A 21,627-nucleotide genomic window follows, 5' to 3' on the forward strand; every position below is an offset into this window, starting at 1 on the left:
CGCTACGCTGCTCGCGCACTAAACGTACTGCACGCTCGCGAACCTCCGGGGAAAACTTGGTTGCCTTCTTGTTCATGGCTCCATTCTCTCAAGAGTTGGAGCCTCCACAAAATCCGGTGCGGTTCATTCGCGGATATTCATCGTGGGCCCGCAGCGAGTGCTGTGAACTGAGCCCGGATACATGGCTGCAACCTCGACCCAATGCTAGAGAACTGAGACTGCTTGACAACAGGGAGTCGTCCATACATGGTGCAAATAGCTAGTAGAATTGAGACGTTTTTAATAAATACGGATACCTTATTTAGTGAGTAGCACAGCATTCCAAACAATTAGCGCAGCAGTATCTGTGAATCCAAGCGTGGAGAGGTCGAACTGTCCCTTGCGAATGCGATGCATCTTGTCAGATTCGAGACGGCCGCGGCCTGAGCAGCACTTTGATTGAGTCGAGCGAATTGGCTACGGCAATGGCTTTCTCCCAGTCAGAGAGAGGAAAATTATGGGTGACAATGCCTTGGGACGTGACAAGCCCGCGCGCCATCAGGTCGATCACTACCGGGTAGCAATAAGGCCCCAGGTGCGCACCGCGCACATCCAGTTCCTTTCGGTCGCCGATGATTGACCAGTCCGCCGTGGTATCGGCACCAAAAACGCTGAACTCCACGAAGCGACCCAGTTTGCGGATCATGTTCAGACCCTGGGTCACACCGGCGGGCACGCCGGTTGTTTCCAGATAAACGTCGCACCCGTAGCCCCCGGTTAGCCCCCTGACGATTGCTTCAGCATCTTCGGTCTTCGGATTGATCACCACGTCTGCGCCGAATGTTTTGGCGAGAGCGAGCCGTTCTGGCACGAGGTCGATTACCACGAGCTTCTTCGGCGTTTTGAGATGCACGGCCTGCACCATCATCAGACCCAATGGGCCCGCGCCTGCAATAACCACGACGTCGTCGAACTGGATGTCGCCCCGGTTCACCGTATGGATAGCACAGGCGAACGGTTCGATGATTGCGGCGTCCTCCAGCGATATCTCTTCCGGAATCTTGTGGACCCGCGAGGTCGCCGGCAAACGCATGTAATCGGCCATACCGCCATCGGCTACCAAACGCTGGAAGCCGAAGATGTTGTGCACTTCGCACATCCAGTACTTGCCGCTCTTGCAGAACATGCATTTGTCGCACGGCACTATCTGTTCGGCGATCACGCGATCACCCTTCTTTACCCCAAAATGCTCGGCCGCGCCTTCGCCAAGCTCTTCGACGTAGCCAAAGAACTCATGCCCCGGGATAACCGGTGGTTTGACATAAGCTGGCTGCCCTTCTCCGCCCCAGAACATCTTGGCACCCGAATAGCACTTGCAATCTGACGCGCAAATGCCGCAGGCCTCAATGCTGATGATCAACTCGCGCGGCCCCGCCTTCGGGCGTTCGACCGTTTCGAGGCGGTAGTCCTTCGGGCCGCGGCAAACCACAGCCTGCATGACGGCGATTTGTCCGATGGCGCTGCCCGCAAGGCCTTTTTCGAATCCGTGGTAAGTCATTTTCAAAAATCCTGTGTGGGTGGAGAAGAAGCCGACTTAACGCCTGGCTTCACGGCTAATGAAGATCGCCAGCAGCACGATGCCGCCCTTCACGATCAATTGCAGGTAAGGCGAGACGCCCATGATGTTCAAGCCGTTGTTGAGCACACCCAGCAGGAGTGCTCCGACGAGCGTGCCCAGGATGGCCCCGCGGCCGCCGGCGATCGACGTGCCGCCCATCACGACCGCCGCGATGGCGTCGAGTTCAAAACCGACGCCGGCCCCTGGCTGGCCGCTGGTAATGCGCGACGCCAGAACAATGCCGGCGATCCCCGCGGTCAGACCGCTAAGCGCATACACGAGCAACTTGTAACGCGACACGCGCACACCAGACAGACGCGCAGCTTCTTCGTTGCCGCCGATCGCATAAACATAGCGGCCGAACGGCGCCATGTTGAGCAGAACGAATGCGATTCCGTACGTCAGCAACATGATGAGAATTGGCAGTTTGATGCCGGCCACGACGCCATCGCCGAGAAACGAGAACGAATCAGGCAAACCATCAATCGGATAGCCGCCGGTATAGATCAGCGCCAACCCGCGCGCAACGCCCATGGTGGCCAGCGTCACGATAATCGACGGCATGCGCAGATACGCCACACAGTAGCCATTGAACATACCGAACACCACGCCCACCGCGATGCCCAGCAGCACAGCCAGAAACATCGGAATACCGAAGCGCACCATCAGCCCCGCGCACAGCGTGCCTGACAGGGCGACCACCGCGCCAACCGACAGGTCGACCCCACCGGTCAGGATGGCCGCCGTCATGCCGACGGCTATGATTCCGTTGATCGACGACTGCAGCGCGATATTCTGCAAATTGCTGACGGACAGGAAATTGTCCGTCATGAAGACCATGAACACAGAGATCACGACTAATCCCACTAGCGGCAGGAAGGCCGTCGACCTGCGTAGCTGGGTAAAGAAGCCGCCGGTCGCTGCTGGCAAAACGGGGGAGCTGGCTGTTCTGTTCATGATATGGAGTTCCCTGCGGTAGCGTGACGCATGATGTCGCCAGGATTGATGGAGTCGCCTTCCAGCGTAGCCACGATGGACCCGCGCGAGAACACGCAAACGCGGTCACACATGCCGACAATCTCGGGCAGTTCGCTCGAAATCATGATGATCGACTTGCCCTGCTGCGTGAGCTCGCGCATCAGTTCGTAGATTTCGGCCTTGGCGCCGACGTCGATTCCACGTGTGGGCTCGTCGAATATCAGCACGTCGCATTGATGATCGAGCCAGCGCGCGATTACCACCTTCTGCTGGTTGCCGCCCGACAGCGTGGCAACGCACGACTCAATGCTCGGCGCTTTTACGCCCACACGCCGGCACAATTCACTGGTCGACTTCTTCTCGGCCGCCAGGCTGATCAACGCTCTCTTGCCATACTTTTTGAGGTTGTTGATCGAAATATTGAAGCGGATCGAGAAATCCGTGACGAGTCCTTCGACCTTGCGGCTTTCCGGCAACAGGCCGATGCCGCTCGCCAAGGCTTCCGTCGGGTCTTTCAGGGACGTTTCAGTCCCGTTCAATAGCACTCTCTTTTTGTGAACAGGGTCAGCTCCCATCATCCCAAGAGCCAGCTCGGTGCGCCCGGAACCGACCAGTCCCGCGAAGCCAAGAATCTCTCCTTGGTATAAATCGAAGCGATTGACCGCCCCGCCTTTGGCGAGTTGTATCTCGGGTACTTCGAGTACTTTGCGCGCACCGCGTATGCGCGTGGGTTTGGGCGGAAAATTCTTCTCGATCTTCCGGCCCACCATCATCTCCACCAGTTGCGCCACGTCAATGGTGGCGACATCGGCAAATCCTGCGTTAGCACCATCACGTAGCACACTGATGCGATCACAGATCTCGAAAATCTCCTCCAGGTGGTGTGAGATGAAGATCATCGCCACACCCTTGGCGCGCAGATCGCGCATCACCTTGAAAAGATGCTCTGCCTCATTCGGCGTAAGCGTCGCAGTCGGCTCATCCAGCACCAGAATTCTGGCCTTAAGCGAGAGCGCTTTGCCGATCTCAACAAACTGCTGCTGCGCCACCGAGAGTTCGCAGATAGGCACGTTTAGATTGATCTCGACCCCCAGTTCCTCGAACAGCTCGCGCGCAGCATGCTTCATTGCCGCCTTGCTCATCAGACCGATGCTGTTGGTCTGGTAGCGCCCGAGAAAGATGTTTTCCACCGCAGTCAGGTAGGGGATGAGGCTGAACTCCTGGAAGATGATACCGATGCCGGCCTGGATGGCATCCTTGTACCCCGAGAAATTCCGCTTGCTGCCTTCGATGTAGATGCGCCCCTCATCGGCCTGATAGATGCCGCAGAGGATCTTCATCAATGTCGACTTTCCTGCACCGTTCTCGCCCAGCAACGCATGCACTTCGCCTCTACGAATTGACAGATCGATCCCCGAGAGCGCTTTCACGCCGGGGAAGGTCTTCGAGACGCTTTCGAGTCTCAGTATTTCGTTCGTGTCGTTCATCGCGCTATTCTCGTGATTGCCGCGCGCGGCGAGGAAATCGCCGCGCACACGATGTCGCCGGTGTTACCAGGAGAAAGTCTTCGCGCCCGTGGCGTCGATGAGCTTCACATCCACCGGCACCGTGGAAGGCACATTGGCGCCCCAGTACTTGGCAAGTGCGATACCCATCGCAATGCGGATCTCGTCGCGCGGGAATTGCGCGGCGGTCGCAACCAGTTTCGAGCCAGGCTTTTGCATTGCCTTAATGACTTCCGGCGCACCGTCCACGCTCGTGAGCTTGACATCCTTGCCGCTGCTTTCAATAGCTGCCAGCGCGCCCATGGCGCCACCGTCGTTGACGCTGAAGATGCCTTTCAGGTTCGGGTTGGCTGCCAGCATGTTTTCCGTCACCGTTAACGCGGTAGCGCGTTCCTGCTTGCCGTTCTGTGTCGTGACGATCTTTATGCCGGGGTACTTCGCGAGCGATTCCTTGCAGCCTTTTACGCGCTCCAGAATAGGAATGACAGGAATCCCGTCGAGAATGGCCACATCGCCTTTGCCACCGATGCTTTTTGCCAGATAGTCGCAAGAGATACGCCCTGCGTCGGCATTTTTGGAACCGACGTATGAGTCGACCGGACCCTCTGCGTTCGCATCCACGGTGACGACCATCACTCCCGCCTTCTTCGCCGCGCGTACAGCCGACTGCACACCAGTGGAATCAGTCGGGTTCAGCAGCAGGATGTCAATCTTCTTTTGCAGCATGTCTTCGACGTCGTTCATCTGCTTGGCCACGTCGTGCCGCGCATCGGTCACGACGACCGTCGCTCCGATTGTCCCCGCCATCTCCTCGATGGTTTGCTTCATCAGGACGAAGTACGGGTTGTTCATCTCCTGAAACGACACGCCGATTCTGATTGGCTGCTTCTGCGCCTCGGCATGAACAACCGAAAAGCCACAGCTCAGCGCTGCGGCAACGAGAGTGGTGCGAATGAGCTTATTCATGATTGTCTCCATCGTTATCTGGTCGTGGATCGCGCGAGGCAACCTGCCTGGCAGGCTGCGTTCGCCCGGCGATCTCCGTGAGGTGAATTCAGACAGGTAAGGTGCAATCCATTCCTGGGACGGGATTCGCCCGATTGCAAACAGCTTGAACAAAATGCCTTATTGCGACGTATATCCACCGTCGACCACGAGATTCTCACCGTTGATCATCCCGGCAGCGTCACTTGCAAGGTATAGCGCGGCAAACGCAATTTCGTCAGGTTGCGCAAAGCGTCCCGTCGGAATCTTGCGCTTGAACTGCTCGCCAACCTCCCCTGCCCACGCGCGGCGTCCGAGCTCGGTTTCGACGACGGTGGGCGAAATGGCGTTGACGGTAATGCCACGCGGCCCCCATTCGCCGGCCAGTACGCGCGTCATCCCGAGTAGCGCCGCTTTGCTCGCGCTGTAGGCCAGGTGCTTGTCGAGCCCCACGAGCGCAGCCTGCGACGCCATGTTGACGATCCGCCCCACGCCCCGCGCCAGCATGTGGCGGCCAACCGCGCGGCTGTAGAGAAACGGGCCCCGGAGATTGATCGCCATCGTCTTGTCCCATAGTGCCGCGCTCATTGCCTCAGCCTTCTCGATCAGTCCGATGCCAGCGTTGTTCACGAGTACGTCGATGTGTCCGAAACGGGCAATGACATCCGACACGATGGCCTCGGTGCGCGCTTCGTCGCTGACGTCCCCGAGCCAGCCGGCGCTGCCGTTTCCGAACGACGCCGCAACGCGTTCCACGTCGTCACTGGTATCGATCAGCGCAACTCTCGCGCCTTGAGCCACGAACTCGGTGGCGATGGCCAGGCCGATACCCGAGGCGCCACCGGTAATCAGAACGACCTTATGGCTAAAGTCGAGAGCTTGCTGAAAAGAGCTAGGCATGAAAACAGAACCTCTAGATGCAGGAGGAAAACCGGCCGGCGTCGCAGGGGAGCCGTGCTGAGCCCAGCTGGCGAGCCGCGCGGCTACTTAACGCACGGTCTCAAACTGCGCGGCGTTCACTTTCGTCACTTCAGTCCATGGCACCGCGTACAGCTTCGCAGTACCGTCGCCCCACGGCATGGTCGACGCGTACTGTTGCCAGATCGCCGACTGTGGCTTGTAGCTCGGGCCGATCTCACGACGCAGCAGAATATCGAGCGCACCTTGGGCCTGTGCCTTGGCGTCCTGCCGCTCGGTCAATACCATCTCGCCGCGGGCGATTGCCTTGACCGCATCAGTCACGCCGTCGATACCTGCGATCGGGACAGTCTTCGGATCGATGTTTGCGGCCTTCAAGGCGGCGATCGCGCCAAGCGCCATCTCGTCGTTTTCGGCAATCACACCGTTGATCTGGCCAGGATGCGCGGTGATCCAGTTCTGCATCAACGTCAGGGCCTCCGCACGCGACCAGTTGGCGGTCTTGCGCTCCAGCACCTTGATGCCGGGGTTCTGCTTGAGCACCTGATCGATCCCCTGGCCTCGCTGGGTCGCACCCATCTGCCCCACCGGCCCTTCGAGGATCACGACGTCGCCTTTGCCGCCGAGTTGCTTGACGACCGCGGTTGCTTCGAGCTGCCCACCGAGAACGTCGTTCGAGCCGATGTACGAAACCAGCTGATCGCTCTTCACCGGCCCGTTCGAGCCAACTACTGGCAGACCCGCGGCAGCCGCTTTGCGCACGACATTACCGCCGGCGATGGAGTCAATTGGAATGTAGATCGCGCCATCATATTTCTGCGTGATCATCGTGTCGAACTGACCGTCCTGCGTCATGTGATCGTAGCGACCATCGAAGACTGTCAGGTTCACCAGACCGCTCCTGACTGCGGGATGGTCCTTGATCGCGTTCACCCAAAGCTGCGCATACTCGTTTCGCTGGCCGTACACGGCGGCGCCGATTTTCCACGTTTTAGCCGGCGCGGCTTGCGCGAACGCCCCTACGCACGTTGCGCCGAGCGCAGCCGCCGTAAGCCATTTTCCTAAGTTCATATCGTCTCCTGGTTTTCAGATTGTGCGAGGCACCGCCTCAGTTACTTTCCCGGCGTGCGGCGATATCGAGCAGAACCGCACACACGATGACAGCGCCTTTGATGACCTGCTGGTAGTACGAAGACACACCCATCAGGTCGAGTCCGTTGTTAATCACGCCGATGATCAGCACGCCAAACAGGGTGCCGGCTACACCGCCGATTCCGCCCGAAAGGCTGGTGCCGCCGATCACGACGGCCGCAATTGCGTCGAGTTCATATCCGACGCCGGCCTGCGTCAACGCTGACGTAGTGCGGGCGTTGAGCACGATCCCGGCCAGACCCGCGCAGCCGCCGCAAATCGCATAGACAGACAGCAGGATCAGCCGGGTCGGCACGCCGCTCGCACGTGCGCTCTTTTCGTTGCCGCCGACTGCATAGACATATCGGCCAAAGCGGGAATAGCGCAACACGATGAGTGACGCGATGAACAGGACCAGAAAGATCAGAACCGGGATGGGCACGCCGCCCACTTTCCCCTGACCGATAAAAAGGAAAGAGTCGGATAGGCCGGATATCGGCATACCGTCGTTGTATATCTGCGTCGCGCCGCGCGCGACACTGAGCATACCGAGGGTGACGACGAACGCAGGCACGCGGAAGCGGGCAATCACAATACCGTTAAGCGCGCCGCACGCCACGCCGGCCACGATGCCCGCGGCAACCGCCGCAAATGGGGCATGGGGCGTATCGCCCGCGACGACGCTCGCCGCCACCATGCCGGCGAAGGCGACCACCGAGCCCACTGAAAGATCAATGCCGCCGGCGAGGATCACGAAGGTCATGCCGATCGCCAGCAAGCCGTTGATCGAGACCTGCTGCATGATGTTCAGCAGGTTGTTGACGGTCAGAAAATACGGGTTCATCAACGACAGCGCAATGCAGATCGCGACAAGGGCCGCGACGATGCCGTAGCGTGACAGGTGCTTCATCGACAGGGAACTTTGTGCAAGCATCATGATGTTGGGCACCAGAAAAGTACGGGAAATCCGCAGTACTCACGACGCGAGATGCGTCAACGCGTGATGTGAAGCCTCGACGCGTGTGAGCGTCCCGGTAATGCGGCCACGCGCGAACACGGCGATTCGATCGCTCACCTGCATCACTTCATCGAGTTCAGACGACACGACGATCGCGCACCGGCCATTCGCCACGAAGGTATTGAGGAACTCGTAGATCTGCTGCTTGGTGCCTTCGTCGATGCCGCGAGTGGGTTCATCACACAGCAGAATGCGCGGCTGGGTGAGCAGAAAGCGCGAGAGGATGACTTTCTGCTGGTTGCCGCCCGAGAGCTGTTGCACCGGAATTTCCGAGGAACTGGTGCGAATCGAGAATTGCCGAACCATCTGCGCGAGGGCATCCCGTTCGAGATCAGCATGAATCCAGCCGGATTTCGAATAGCTACGTAGCGCAGCAAGAGTGACGTTTTCCCGTACCGAACGGCACCCGATCAGGCCCGTGTCCTTGCGGTCCTCCGTAATCAGCGCGAGTCCGTTACTCAGCGCATCGGCAGGCTTGTCGATGCGCACCGGTTTTCCGTCGATCAACAGCGTGCCTTTATCAGGCCGCGTCAGACCGAAAACGGCGTTGAGAAATTCACTTCGGCCAGCGCCCATCAGGCCATAGACACCGAGGATTTCACCGCGTTTCACCTGCAGATCGATGCCGGTGAAACGCGTGCGCTGCGCGTAGCCACGCGCTTCGAGCATCACGGGCTCGTCGCGCAATGTGGCTGGGCGCTGGCTGCGCGTCACGTGTTCTCCGACCATCCCATGCACGAGATGCGTGGTGTCGATGTCTGCAAGCAGTCCCGATTCGACAAAGCCGCCATTGCGAAAAATCGTGTATTCGGTGGCGATCGAAAATATCTCGCTCATCCTGTGCGAGACATAGATCACCCCCACCCCGCGCGCAGTCAGTCGACGGATCGCGTCAAACAGAATCCCCGTTTCGGCCTCGCCGATCGCGGAGGTCGGCTCATCCATGATCAGAATGTCGTTGTCGTAGCTAATCGCCTTGGCGATTTCGACAAGCTGGCGCTTCGCCAGGCTCAGTTGCCGCAGCGGCGCTCGCACGTCGATGTCAAAGCCGAGAGACTCCATCAGCGCGGTGGCGCGCTTGAAGAGACGGCTGTAGTCGACGACGAGGCCGCCAAACTTCATCGGTTCGCGACCAAGAAAGAGATTCTCCGCGACGGTCATGTCGAGCAACGGATTCAGCTCCTGGCTGATCATCGCAATGCCGGCCGCCAGCGATTCAGCCGGCGACTCGAAATTGACCGGCTGACCCTTGCAGCTGATCGTACCGCCGTCGCGCCGCAGCATGCCAGTCAGGATGTTCAGAAAGGTCGACTTGCCCGCGCCGTTGCCGCCGCACAGCGCGTGCACCGTGCCCGGACGCAATTCAAGCCGGCCGTCGCGTAGCGCCGGCACGCCGTTGAACGATTTCTGCACACCCGCTGCATGAAGCAGGTAGTGATCGTTGTCCATGTCTCCACCACATTGAGTTTGTCTTTGCGGCATCCCGAGGGACGCCGTGCATCTGCCGCCGCGCGCTGGGGCTCGCGCGTGGCGGTATGTGGCTCACCGGGTGAAGGCGGCAGCGTTGCCTGCATCGACGTTGAGAATGTTCCCGGTCGACTTGGCAGACAGATCGCTCGCGAAGAAGTACACACCTTCGGCGATGTCTTCAGGCAAGACGCTGAGCTTGAGCATGCTGCGTTTGCGATAGAAGTCTTCGATGTCGTCCGTGGCGATCTTATTGGTGGCGGCACGTTCTTCCTTCCACTTGCCGTCCCAGATTTTTGACCCGCGTATCACGGCGTCGGGGTTCACTACGTTGACGCGAATGCCATGCTCTGCACCTTCCAGCGCGAGGCAGCGTGCAAGATGAATTTCCGCCGCCTTGGCCGTGCAATAGGCCGCGGCACCCGCGGACGCGACTAGCCCATTCTTGCTGGCGACAAACACGATGCTTCCGCCAACGCCCTGCTCTTGGAGCAACCGATACGCAGCGCGCGCCACCAGAAAGTAGCCGGTCGCCAGAATGTTTATGTTGCGGTTCCACAGTTCGAGGCTGGTATCGCCAATGGCCGCCGACGAAGCGATGCCTGCGTTCGACACTACAAGGTCGAGCCCTCCAAAGCTGGTGAGGGCCGAGGCCATCGACGCCTGAACCGAAGTTTCGTTCGTTACGTCCGTCACGGCACTGGCCACCATGTCTTTGCCGAAACTTTGGCGCAGGCTCGTCTCGGCGTCGGACAATGCGTTTGCATCGATGTCGGCGAGCAGCACACAGGCACCTTCCTGCAAAAACCGCTCGGCCGTCGCCCGACCGATGCCGCCCGCCGCGCCAGTGACTAGCGCGATGCGGCCCGCAAGGCTCTTAGGTTTGGGCATGCGCTGCAGCTTGGCTTCTTCCAGCAGCCAGTACTCGATGTCGAAAGCCTCCTGCTCCGACAGGCCAACGTAACGGTCCACCCGCTGCGCCTCGCGCATCACGTTGATGGCATTGATGTAGAACTCGCTTGCGATGCGGGCCGTGGCCTTGTCGCGCGCAAAGCTCAACATGCCGACACCGGGGATCAGGTAGATCACCGCGTTCGGATCGCGCATGGTCGGACTGTTCGGGCGTTTGCAGCGCTCGTAGTAGGCGCGGTAGTTCTCCCGGTATTGCTCAAGCGTGACGTCGAGCCCGGCAATCACCTCATCGAGGTTGTCCCTCTGCGGGTCGAAGTCCAGCACCAGCGGATAGATCTTGGTACGCAGAAAATGATCGGGACAGGAAGTGCCGAGCGCCGCCAAGGGCGCGAGATCCTTGCTGCAGACGAAATCGAGGACCTCGGCGCGATCGTCGAAATGGCCCTGCTTGCGCTGGCCGCCTGCGGTATCCCCACTGATCTTGCCGCGCAGCGACGGAACGAGCCGTTCAATGACGCGTAGCCGCGCCTGTGGGTCGAGCGGAGTTCGCACGGCGCCACCGAAGGCCGGTTCAGCACTCTGTGCGGCGAGCCAAGCGTTCGCCTGCGCGATCACACGCACCGTGTTCTCGTAGCACTCCTTTGACGTATTGCCCCAGGTGAAGAGGCCGTGGTTCTGCAGCACGAGACCTTTGAGCTGGGGTTGATCGCGCGTGATGTCGCCAAGCTTCACGCCCAGGTCGAAGCCGGGACGTTGCCACGGCACCCAGGCCAGTTCGCCGTGGAAGATTTCGCGTGTAAGTTGCTCGCCGTTCTGGCTCGCAGCGATGGCGATCACGGCGTCCGGGTGCATGTGGTCGACGTGCGCTTTGGGAATGTAGGCATGCAATGCAGTGTCGATGCTCGCGGCGCGGGGATTCAGGTTGAACGTGCAATGCGAGGCCATGGCCACCATCTCATCCTCGTTGGCCAGTCCACGGTAGCGCGACTTGAGTGCCTGCAGTCTGTCCATGTAAAGGGTCGCGAAGCCGTCGATCTTCATGCTGCCGAGGTCGCCGCCCGAGCCTTTGACCCACAGTACCTTCGCCGTCTGGCCGGTCAATGGATCAGGCATGTCGATCTTTCCTGACGTATTGCCACCGCCAAAGTTGGTGATGCGCAGGTCGCTGCCCAGCAGGTTGGAGCGATAGAGCAGAAGCTCGGGTTCCGACATCGATGCAACCTGTGCGTCGTTCCATAGGGAGACGATCGGGTTCGAAGCGGCAAGAGCGGAGGAGGTCTTCATGGAAACGGTGTCTCGCGGGTTTTGTGGGTTGACGGTCGCAGTTTGTCCACAAAACGATCATTTTTCAATCATATTTCGATCAACTTTATGATTGTTTTGATTGCGGGTTTTCCATTATTAGCCATTTGATGATTGTTCGATGCTCGAATGACATAATCCGATAAAATGGAGAACATGTCTTGATCAACCATACCCGGCGCAAGAAACTGCTGAGAATCCTCGCTGAACGGGGCAACGTGACAGTCACCGAACTTGAAGGTGTGCTTAGTGCTTCGGCCGCTACTATCCGGCGCGACATCACGGTGCTTGCGACCGGCGGGCAACTCGTCAAGGTCCACGGCGGCGCACAGCATCTCGCACCCGACAAGCCGGATGGACTGGTGGGGTCGAACTTCTGGGAAAGCACGGCGGTGTATCCGGAGCGCAAAAGGGCGATCGCCCGGCGCGCGGCGCAGATGTGTCTGAACGGTGAGACCGTCATCATCAATGGCGGCAGCACGACACATATGATGGCAGAGTACCTCATCGACAGTCAGCTCACCATCCTGACCAACTCGTTCCTCACGGCTCACGAGTTGCTCACGCGTAGCCGCAATGAAATCCTGCTACCCGGTGGCAAGGTGTACCGGGAACAGAACGTGATCGTCAGTCCCTTCGAGAACGACGTGATCCAGAATCACTACGCGAGCAAGATGTTCATCGGTGCGGCCGCTGTGTCACCGCTAGGATTAATCGAGGGCGATCCACTTCTGGTGCGTGCCGAGATCAAGCTGATGAAGCAGGCCGACGAGCTGATCGTGCTCGTCGACAGCTCCAAGTTCAAGAGCCGGCGCGGTGGCCTCATCGTGTGCCCGCTCTCGCGGGTCAGGATGCTGATCACCGACAACGGCGTCACTGCGGAGACCATTGAAATGCTGCAAGGTCAGGGGATCGAAGTGGTGGCGGTCGATGCCGAGCCGGTGGCGCCATGAATCCTGTGCCGAACAGTGCGCATAGCGGCAGGGTAGTAGTGTTCGACATTGGCAAAACCAACCTCAAACTGAGCCTGATCGATGAGGACGGAACGTCACTTTCGGAAGCGCGCTGCGCCAACCATGCCGTTCACGCAGGCATTTATCCACACTTCGACGTCGACACCATCTGGGACTGGTTGCTATGCAAACTGAAGCAATTGCCGGAGCCGCACCGCGTCGGCTCGATCATCACAACGACACATGGTGCAACGGTCGCGCTGCTGGGTGACGGAGAGCTTGCGCTACCGGTGCTCGACTACGAGTTCACCGGAATCGCCGAAATTGACGCCGTCTACGCGTCGCTAAGGGATGATTTCGGCTGCACCTTTTCGCCCGCGCTAGCGGGCGGATTGAACGTCGGCAAGCAGTTGTACTGGCAGTCCCGGCGGTTCCCCGATGCGTTTGCGCGCACGCGCGCGATCTTGCCCTATCCCCAGTACTGGGCATGGCGCCTGTCAGGCGTGGCCTCCGGTGAAATCACGTCCTGGGGCTGTCATACCGATCTCTGGGATGTGACGCGTGGTCGACTGGCGCCCATGGTGAACAGGCTTGGCTGGCAATCACTTTTCCCGCCGCTGCGCGAGGCGGACGCCACGCTTGGCACATTGCTGCCCCATGTGGCCGCACGCACCGGCCTACCTGCGAACTGTCGCGTCGTGTGCGGTATCCACGATAGTAACGCGTCGCTGGTCAAGCACTTTTATGGCGCACCGTCACCGCTGGCGCCGATGAACGTGATCTCGTCGGGTACGTGGGCGCTCGTGGCTGGTCTTGGCGCGCCCCTCTCGGTGCTCGACCCGCGACGCGACATGCTCGCCAATGTCGATGCGTGGGGTCGACCCATCGCTTGCGCCCGTTTTATGGGGGGGCGTGAGTTCTCAGTGCTCAACGCGGGGCCGGCCGGCGACTGCAGCTGGGGAGATATCGCAACGCTCGTCGCACGGAGAACGCTCGCACTGCCGAGCTTCGCACCGCTTGGTGGCCCTTGGCCCGAGCGGCGCGGTGAAATCCGTGGGCCGCAACCGAGCTCGCCACACGAGTCCTATGCTTTGGCCACGCTCTACACCGCGTTGGTCACCGACGACTGCCTCACGCGTCTGAAGAGCAGTGGCCAAATCGTGATCGAAGGCGCCTTCACAGCCAATCGCCACTTCGCGGCATTGCTCGCGACATTGCGACCAGAGCAGGCGGTCTGGGTGTCCGAGGACCGCTCGGGGACAACCGGCGGTGCCTATCTTCTGGCGTCCCAGCCCGCAACATATGACGCTGCGCGCTCGCGCGCTCTGCCCTGTTCGGTTTTGGGTTTGTCGGACTACGCCACCCAATGGCATACCGCGTTAGGACCGGGACATCCATGAACTCGCGGTTCCGGTGGCGATACCCGACAATGCAGCAGCGCGCTCCCGCACATCAGGTCTCGATGCATGCGCTGACCGTTGGCGATTTGTCGTTGCTGATCGCTATCGAGGGATCGCGGTTGCGCACGAATACGGCCAGCAATGCACCGCATGCCATCAGTGTTGCCATGACGTATGCGGGCAGCCTGAATGAACCCGAAGCCTGCAGTATCAGGCCGAGTGCAAACGGACCGAAAAGACCACTGAGGTTGCCACAAAGGCTGATGGCGGCGATCCCTTGACCCGCCGCCTACTTCGTCAGGAAGCTTGTTGGAATGGTCCAGAAAACGCTCTGCGCTCCGCCCAGGCCAATGCCGGCGAAAAACAGCAACGCCAGCGCAAGTAGCTGATGATTCGTCAGCGTCGCTAGCACGAGGCACAAGCTGCATAGCAACAAAGGGACGATCACGTGCTGGTAACGTGCCGCAATTCCCACATTGAAAGCGCGAGCCAGTGAGGGACCGCTAGCTCTCCATCTCGAAGCGCAATCCGCGGACATGCCCGGATTGACATCGTCCGTTGTGTAACGCAACACTCCTACATTCAGTCGATTGCCCAAGTTCCAGTCGGCAAGGTGCTGGAGGAAATTGCCCACCTAACAACTCCCTCTACGACCGGCTCGCGCAACTCCAGTGAGCAAAGGCCACCACCGCAAATATCCCTTCCGGGCGTCACTGAAACAGTTTTTCAACAGCCTTCAAGCGCTGTTCCATCGGGTTGCAGCATATGAACGGATTCACTCGACTTAGTACGGACGACGCAGAGACCCACATGCGCCTGGCTAGGTGGGGGAGCGCTTTTCTCGAATTGATGCTGCCGCCACGGCTCGTGCTCTCTGCGTCGCAACCTGACACGGGTTTGTTGGATGCGTTTGTCGAAGGACCCGATTTCTCTGGTGAAATGCAGTTTGGAGATATACACACGCTTCGTGCCTGCCATATCGCCGCGTCGAAACACACTGTAATCCGCCGGGACGGTCCGCTTCAGCCGCGATTGGCTGACGATCGGCTCTTTATCCTGCTTCAGCTTCGAGGTGAGGCTTCGTTCGAACAGGCCGGTCGAACCGTGGAGCTGCGTCCGAGGGAATGGTCCGTCTACGAGACAGCTCGTGACTTCCGCGCCGTCAACAAGGGCAACGTCGAGCAATTGATGATTCTTGTTCCGAGGGAAAGGTTGTTCCACAACCGTCTTATAGCGGAAGAATCGTTAGGACGTCGTCTTGACGCGACAAGCGGAGTGGGAAGTCTCGCCGCGAACTTTGCGCAAAATGCCATGGAAGAGCTGTCGGCCTGTAGCATGAAAGCGCGTAGCGACATAGAAGAAATAATCATCAGGCTGTTCCAACAAGCACTCGCCGAACAAATTTCCATCCCATCCGACGGCGGGACGAAGTTCGCCCTTGCGCAAAAAATTCGCGCCTATATCGACTCACATTTAGAAGACCCGCTACTGAGCGTCGATAAAATTGCTGCGAACCTCGGCTACGGGAAACGCAGCCTTCATAAAGCGTTCGCGGCGGAATCAGACGGGACCATCGGAACCTATATCCTGAAGAACCGGTTAGAGCGATGCCGAAAGGAACTCATCGCCGGCGGATCCGAAGCAATAACGAAAATTGCGTTCAAATGGGGGTTTAACAGCTCCGCTCATTTCAGCACGAGCTTTAAAGAGACCTATGGGATTTCTCCGCGCGACTTCAGGCAGACGGCACTCGGGTAACGGCTCAGTGTCCCACTGAGCCGCCCGTGAGTCGCCGTCGGACAGTGCCATAAGACGCCGTCAGCACGATTCGATCCATAAAGTAGCAGGCTCATCTCGCGCCGATGAGCCTGCAGACCAGACCGAACGGTCTGCCAAAATAGCCGCTTTAGAAGCTGTGATCCAGCCCGATATTAAATTGCAATTCCCCGACACCCGGGTTGGTTGAGTTCGCGACGGAGAAGGTCGCCCCATTCTTGTTCACGATACGTGAAAAAGATGAGAAAACGCTCGTTCGCTTGCTCAGAAGATAGAATCCACCTACCGCATATTGACTCGCGTTCTGCCCTTTCCCGGTTTGATCATCGTGATGCGTATACGAGGCTTCGAATCTCCATGCCGGACCGAATGGCACGGTGACGCCTGCCATCCAGTTCTGGAATCGGCCTCCTTCCTGCACGATTGGATTGGGAATACTGTTGTTCGCCAGGTTCACGGCGCGATAGTAGTTCGCGTGAAGTTTGAAGTACTTGAAGTCGTATACGCCGCCGACCAAATCGATTTTTCCGGTCACGTTGTTCGGCCCGTAGGCCGGCGCACCAGGATTAGGAACGACACCAGGGTTGCTCGAAATTTCGTTATGAATGTAAGTGGCGTAGATCGGACCGCTCGAATACGTAATATCGCCGGACCATTGGTTTCCCGCTCTAAAATTTCCCGCCACGCCTCCAAGGCTAAACATCGCGTTCGCGCTGAATCCGTGAAATGTCGGAGAGAGGTACAAAATCGCATTATCCACCCGGGGATTCGGCGTCTCGATGTTTCCATTTCCGCCCGCCATCAGGTTGACGAAGGGGTCCGTCATCGATAAACGGTCGAATAATTGAGTATATTGATGACCCAATCGAACAGCCCCCCAATTACCACTCAGGCCGACGTATGCCTGCCGGCCAAACAGAAGGCCACCTTGCCCGAGTGCTCCTGTGTTAGCTTGAAATCCGTTTTCGAGCATGAAGAAGGCATGCTGTGCGCCTCCCAGGTCTTCAGTCCCGGAGAATACGATTCGACTGCCTCGAAACGCGCCGCTTTGCAGCGAGCTCGAGTGTTGACCTGAAACGCCCCCCTTCGAAAAGATGCGGCCGTTGTATGTATAACCCATGTCGATGACCCCCGCGAGCGTGACGCTCGATTGAGCAAAAGCCTGCGGGGTCACGGCTAACGCTGCGCATAAAGCCAATGTCTTCTTCACTGTGGTCTCCAAATATGAGTTTTATCAATCTCTGCGCGAGTGACTTGTGCCGGGAGGCGGATACACCTTAGCTTCGGCAAACCGATGAAACCCAAGTCCCATGGAAGGCATTGCGCAAGCGAAACGGCAGATGAATCGTTGCAAGTGGTCCCCGCTCCGGATTCGCAGCGCTCAGAACGACGATGTCCGACATGACCTCGTCGTGCCTGTCTGCGACCGCGAGGAGATAACCTTCGCCGCTTCCATCTGAGTCGGCCACGTGAATAGGCTCTTGGAACGTGACGTCTTTCCCGAGGTGCAACGCAGTGAAAGCCCCTGACTCGAAGTCGACGCGACACAGGTGATTGAAAGCGGCCCCCGTCGGGCCGCCGTTGTGAAGTTCTATCGACGGGTCAAGACCGGCGTAGTAGCCGACCCGCTGCCGACTCATCGCCGAACTTGCCGCAACGCTAGGCATGTCGCCAGGCATGGGTGCTAACCGTGTCTTGCGAGTCTCTTTCGAATCCTTGAGGTCGAAAGTCAGGCGCGTCAAAAATGGGGCACCGGCTTCCGGGTTGAACGGCGCGTTGTTTATATCGTCGATTCCCGGAAACGGGTTTCGGTCGGCAAGACAGAGGTCGACGTTCACCAGATCACCCTCGGTGAAGGCATTCATGACGTGGAAGGCGTAGCAAGGCGGCATCCGGAACCAGACCATCTCCGACACCGCGCCGTCACGTCGCATCACCCCGGCGTACGCGTCTTTGCTGTCGTCCCATACCCAATGCGCGCCCCCGGATTTGATCCGGGTGAGGTCTGCGGTTGTGGGGAAAACAAGAAAGATGATGTGCTCACGCGTGACCGCAAAATCGTGCATGAACGACGCGTACGGAGCCTCGAACCGCTCCTCACGAACTAGTTTTCCGTCGGGGGAAACAACACATAGGGCAACCGTGTTGGTCGCTTCTCCATCACACTCATAGCTGAAGGCGAACAACTCGCCCGTTTCGGGATCAAGTTTCGGATGCGCCGCAAACGTCGGACTCTTCAGTTGACCCTGAAAATTGCAAACCCCTAGGGTTTCGAGCGTGTCCGGATCCAGTTCATAGGGCAGCGAGTCCTCCTTCAACGCCAGCAGGCGCCCTCCGTGCCACACGGGTGTTGTGTTCGCGGTGCCCCTGTTCGTCCCGGCGACCGATGCGTCGTCGGTAAACGGATTGCGATACGCACCATACAATGCGCGTCCCGCAGCGCGCTCGCGCAGAAGCCGCTCGGTCTGCACGTAACGCATTTTGAACGCTACCCGACCGTTCTGAAACTTGACTGAACTGATGACTCCATCGCCGGCGACGTACAAATCGTCGCCCGCCAATGGCGCGAATTTAGGATCCGGACCAATCCGATACCATGTACCTTCAATATCGGATGGCAGGCGGCCATCGACCGGTAGATCTTCAATATCGCACTCGATACGCACCGGTGCATTCGGGCCACTAAAAGCTTGTGTTTGGGGAAAACGTGTCGTCACTTTGCATTGCTCCATAGTTGGAGGGAGTTCAAAAGGGATACTGCGGAGCGCTGTCTTTGACCGTCATCCACTGCCACTGGGTGAACTCGTCCCAGTTTGCAGGGCCTCCAATGCTGGTCCCATTACCCGAGAATCCCCGGCCTCCAAACGGCACGTGCGGATCATCGTGCACCGGCTGGTCGTTGATATGAAGCAGCCCAACATTCAGTTGTCGGCCAACCTTCATCGCGCGTCCTACGGAGCACGAAATCACAGATGCCGAGAGGCCGTATTCGGTTTGATTGGCAAGGCGAATGGCCTCGTCATCTGTTTCAAAACTGGTCAGTGGAATGACCGGGCCGAAAATTTCCTCTTCAAAGGCGGCCATGCCCGGCCGCACGTTGGACAGGATCGTCGGTTTGTAAAAGAGAGATTCAAACGTTCCGCCCGCGGCAACCACCGCGCCGTCGCGCACCGAAGAGTGCACAATGCGGTCGACGTTTGCCACCTGCCGGGCATTGATGAGGGGTCCAAGGACAACATCCTGGCTGGACGGGTCGCCTACTGGAAGCGACTTCGCGGTGGCAACCAGGAGTTCGGTCATCTTCGGCATGAGCGAGCGGTGAACGAGTGCTCGCCCGACAGCCATACACACTTGCCCCTGATTCAGAAATGCGCCAAAACTAATGTTCCTGGCTGCGAGCTCAACGTCTGCGTCAGCCAGAACGATGATGGAATTTTTCCCGCCCAACTCCAGAGATACTTTTTTCAGATGCCGGCCGCACAACTCCCCTACTCGCTGGCCTGCTGACGTAGAACCGGTGAATGCGACCATCGATATGTTGACGTCCGTGCACAATGCCTCGCCAACGTCGGCGCCGCCCGGCAATACATGAAAAACGCCCTCGGGCAAACCCGCCAACTCGAAGAGCCGCGCGATCAAGTGGCCGCCGCTCACGGCCGTCTGCGGATCTGGCTTAAGAAGTACCGCGTTGCCTGTTGCCAATGCCGGCGCGACCGCGCGTATTGCGAGTACGACCGGCACGTTGAATGGTGCAATGACGCCGACGACGCCGTGTGGAACCCGACGTCCCAGGCTTAACGTTCCCGAACTCGCCGGGAGAACAAGTCCTTGGGGCTCGTTGACCATCGCGGCGGCGTTATGGAGAATTCCAAGCGTCATGTGACGTAGTTCAAAGTCCGCTTTAGCCTTCGTCGCCCCCGCCTCCCTCATCAGGAATTGCTGCACCTCTTCATAGTGGGTTTCCAGAAGATTTGCGGCTCGCCTGAAAACGGCCGCTTTCTCTGCGGGTGATGTCACTGCCCACGCCTGCTGCGCGCTTTTTGCAATCCACGCCGCCGTGCTCACATCGCTTGCACGGCTCAACGCGACTTTTCCAATGACTTCGCCCGTCGCCTTGTCGGTGACTTCAAATCCCGTTTCAGCGTCACCATGGTCCCATGTCGCAGCTGCCAGTAGCCCATCCTTCCTACCATGCATCGTCAGTCTCCCAATCTCAATGTCACTCCGCAGCAACTCGCCGTGCGGGCCGTTGAGATGAAGATACGCAATGCAAAAGGTTTGCTCTTTCTCATTCGCGCAATTTCGTTTAGCTGGAGCGCACGGCCAGGGTTCTCCCCAGCCATATGCCGACTCATGACGGTCTCTGTGCGAAATCGCAATTGAAGAGTAATTTCCCTGGAATAGTGAAACGGCGACGGGAAAGCTCAAGCCCACTCGCATCCATAGATAGCGAGTGGTTGACATTGCGATAATGTTTTATGAAGCATCAAAAAGATGTATACGCGTGACGAGAACGTTAGTGCCGATAAATGGCTGACGCACGTTCGGATGGCGTATGTCTCGGTGCTATTCGCCCTCGTGTCGCGCTCGGAATGTCTGCCGCCACGACGCGACGGCTATCAGTGGTAGCGGTGAACCGGATGATTCAAACGGCGCAGCGTTACTGATTGGTACAATCCACGGCCCGGTATCACGCGCGTGCTGAGCGTACATCGAGCACGATCTTCCCAATGTGCTCCGAACGTTCCATTAATTCGTGCGCCAACTGCGCCTCTCCCAGAGGAAAGACCTTATGCACCACCGGCCGCAATGTGTTCGCGTCAAACATGGGCCACACATGATGCATGACCTCCGAAGCAAGCTCGGACTTCTCTTCGACCAGCGCCGACCGAAGCGTCGACCCCGTCAATAGAAGCCGCTTTTTCATCACAAGGTTCAGGTCTACCTCGCCTTTCACTCCGCCAATGAAAGCAATGCTGACGACGCGCCCATTGGTTGCTGCAGCCCGGAGATTTCTTTCCACGTATTCGCCGCCGACGATATCGAGAATGACGTCGGCACCCCGACCATCGGTGACCTCAAGAACCGACGCCACGAAATCCTCTTCGCGGTAATTCACACCCAGTTTGGCTCCTAGCTTCTCGCAGGCCGTAGCTTTCTCTTTCGAGCCTGCGGTAGCGATAACCGAAGCACCAAGCGCAGTCGCAATCTGAATAGCCGTCACGCCGATACCGCTGGTCCCGCCATGGACGAGAACGGTATCGCCTGCCTTGCATTGGCCTCGCGTCACCATGTTTGCCCAAACCGTAAACACCGTCTCGGGAAGGCTTGCTGCCTCTATCAGGGAAAGTCCCGCAGGGGCCGGTAGAACGTGACCTTCATGCACTGAGACGTACTCGGCATATCCGCCGCCAGCTAGCAGCGCACACACCCTGTCTCCACAGGCGAACCTCGAAACACGTTTTCCGATGGCGACAACTACACCACCCACCTCCAATCCAGGCAGGTCGGACGCGCCTGGCGGCGGCGGATAGTAGCCTCGACGTTGAAGTACATCAGGGCGATTTACGCCTGCGCCATGTACTTCGATCAATACGTCGCGGTCACCCATGCTCGGTGTCGGTCGTCGCGTAAGTTTCAGCTTGCCGTTCCTGCCGGCGTTCTCAATTTCGACTGCGTACATATT

Annotated in this window: 17 protein-coding genes and 1 pseudogene; 3 read left to right on the top strand and 15 right to left on the bottom strand. The window is 58.6% G+C overall.

Annotated features, from left to right (window positions below; translation table 11 throughout):
* Positions 1-297: 297 nt before the first annotated feature.
* From HHL14_RS34115 to HHL14_RS27035, 10 genes and pseudogenes are all read right to left on the bottom strand, one after another.
* Positions 298-396 (bottom strand): annotated as a pseudogene (locus HHL14_RS34115) (IS6 family transposase); the annotation flags it as partial.
* A 4-nt stretch (positions 397-400) separates the two neighbouring features.
* Positions 401-1,537 (bottom strand): alcohol dehydrogenase catalytic domain-containing protein, encoded by a 1,137-nt coding sequence (locus tag HHL14_RS26995; protein ID WP_169500657.1) that lies wholly within the window; start codon positions 1,535-1,537, stop codon positions 401-403.
* Between the two features lie 36 nt (positions 1,538-1,573).
* The gene (locus HHL14_RS27000; RefSeq protein WP_169500658.1) at positions 1,574-2,554 is read right to left on the bottom strand and encodes an ABC transporter permease; all 981 of its coding nucleotides are present in this window, start codon (positions 2,552-2,554) and stop codon (positions 1,574-1,576) included.
* Entirely contained in the window at positions 2,551-4,062 is a 1,512-nt protein-coding gene (locus HHL14_RS27005) for a sugar ABC transporter ATP-binding protein (protein ID WP_169500754.1), read from the bottom strand. Before HHL14_RS27005 ends, HHL14_RS27000 begins: the two co-directional genes overlap by 4 nt.
* 63 nt (positions 4,063-4,125) lie before the next feature.
* Positions 4,126-5,046 (bottom strand): ABC transporter substrate-binding protein, encoded by a 921-nt coding sequence (locus HHL14_RS27010; protein WP_169500659.1) that lies wholly within the window; start codon positions 5,044-5,046, stop codon positions 4,126-4,128.
* A 159-nt stretch (positions 5,047-5,205) separates the two neighbouring features.
* Positions 5,206-5,964, bottom strand: a complete 759-nt coding sequence (locus HHL14_RS27015; RefSeq protein WP_169500660.1) for an SDR family oxidoreductase — start codon at positions 5,962-5,964, stop codon at positions 5,206-5,208.
* A gap of 87 nt (positions 5,965-6,051) precedes the next feature.
* Entirely contained in the window at positions 6,052-7,053 is a 1,002-nt protein-coding gene (locus tag HHL14_RS27020; RefSeq protein WP_169500661.1) for a substrate-binding domain-containing protein, read from the bottom strand.
* Between the two features lie 37 nt (positions 7,054-7,090).
* On the bottom strand, positions 7,091-8,050 hold the full coding sequence (locus tag HHL14_RS27025; RefSeq protein WP_169500662.1) for an ABC transporter permease: 960 nt from the start codon (positions 8,048-8,050) through the stop codon (positions 7,091-7,093).
* 39 nt (positions 8,051-8,089) lie between these two features.
* Entirely contained in the window at positions 8,090-9,580 is a 1,491-nt protein-coding gene (locus tag HHL14_RS27030; protein ID WP_169500663.1) for a sugar ABC transporter ATP-binding protein, read from the bottom strand.
* Between the two features lie 93 nt (positions 9,581-9,673).
* Positions 9,674-11,794, bottom strand: coding sequence for a bifunctional rhamnulose-1-phosphate aldolase/short-chain dehydrogenase (locus HHL14_RS27035; RefSeq protein WP_169500664.1), 2,121 nt, complete (start codon positions 11,792-11,794; stop codon positions 9,674-9,676).
* A 179-nt stretch (positions 11,795-11,973) separates the two neighbouring features.
* On the opposite strand from HHL14_RS27035, the gene HHL14_RS27040 reads away from it, so the two are divergent.
* Positions 11,974-12,765 carry a DeoR/GlpR family DNA-binding transcription regulator gene (locus tag HHL14_RS27040; protein WP_169500665.1) on the top strand — a complete coding sequence of 264 codons (792 nt, stop codon included), beginning with the start codon at positions 11,974-11,976 and terminating at the stop codon, positions 12,763-12,765.
* 38 nt (positions 12,766-12,803) lie between these two features.
* Complete coding sequence (locus HHL14_RS27045; protein WP_169500666.1) at positions 12,804-14,165, top strand: FGGY-family carbohydrate kinase; 1,362 nt, start codon at positions 12,804-12,806, stop codon at positions 14,163-14,165.
* 289 nt (positions 14,166-14,454) lie between these two features.
* Here the strand turns inward: HHL14_RS27045 and HHL14_RS32910 are convergent, their stop codons facing one another.
* On the bottom strand, positions 14,455-14,799 hold the full coding sequence (locus HHL14_RS32910) for a hypothetical protein (RefSeq protein WP_206002539.1): 345 nt from the start codon (positions 14,797-14,799) through the stop codon (positions 14,455-14,457).
* Between the two features lie 176 nt (positions 14,800-14,975).
* Between HHL14_RS32910 and HHL14_RS27050 the strand changes: the two genes are divergently transcribed.
* Complete coding sequence (locus tag HHL14_RS27050) at positions 14,976-15,923, top strand: AraC-like ligand-binding domain-containing protein (protein WP_169500667.1); 948 nt, start codon at positions 14,976-14,978, stop codon at positions 15,921-15,923.
* A 148-nt stretch (positions 15,924-16,071) separates the two neighbouring features.
* Here the strand turns inward: HHL14_RS27050 and HHL14_RS27055 are convergent, their stop codons facing one another.
* The 4 genes from HHL14_RS27055 to HHL14_RS27070 form a co-directional block, all read right to left on the bottom strand.
* On the bottom strand, positions 16,072-17,151 hold the full coding sequence (locus HHL14_RS27055) for a porin (RefSeq protein WP_169500668.1): 1,080 nt from the start codon (positions 17,149-17,151) through the stop codon (positions 16,072-16,074).
* A gap of 67 nt (positions 17,152-17,218) precedes the next feature.
* Entirely contained in the window at positions 17,219-18,658 is a 1,440-nt protein-coding gene (locus HHL14_RS27060; protein WP_169500669.1) for a carotenoid oxygenase family protein, read from the bottom strand.
* A 28-nt stretch (positions 18,659-18,686) separates the two neighbouring features.
* Entirely contained in the window at positions 18,687-20,369 is a 1,683-nt protein-coding gene (locus HHL14_RS27065) for a benzaldehyde dehydrogenase (RefSeq protein WP_206002540.1), read from the bottom strand.
* Positions 20,370-20,631: 262 nt separating this feature from the next.
* Complete coding sequence (locus HHL14_RS27070) at positions 20,632-21,624, bottom strand: NAD(P)H-quinone oxidoreductase (RefSeq protein WP_206002547.1); 993 nt, start codon at positions 21,622-21,624, stop codon at positions 20,632-20,634.
* Between the last annotated feature and the right edge of the window lie 3 nt (positions 21,625-21,627).

Origin of the sequence: Paraburkholderia antibiotica, from assembly GCF_012927125.1 — a bacterium.
Lineage (GTDB): Bacteria > Pseudomonadota > Gammaproteobacteria > Burkholderiales > Burkholderiaceae > Paraburkholderia > Paraburkholderia antibiotica.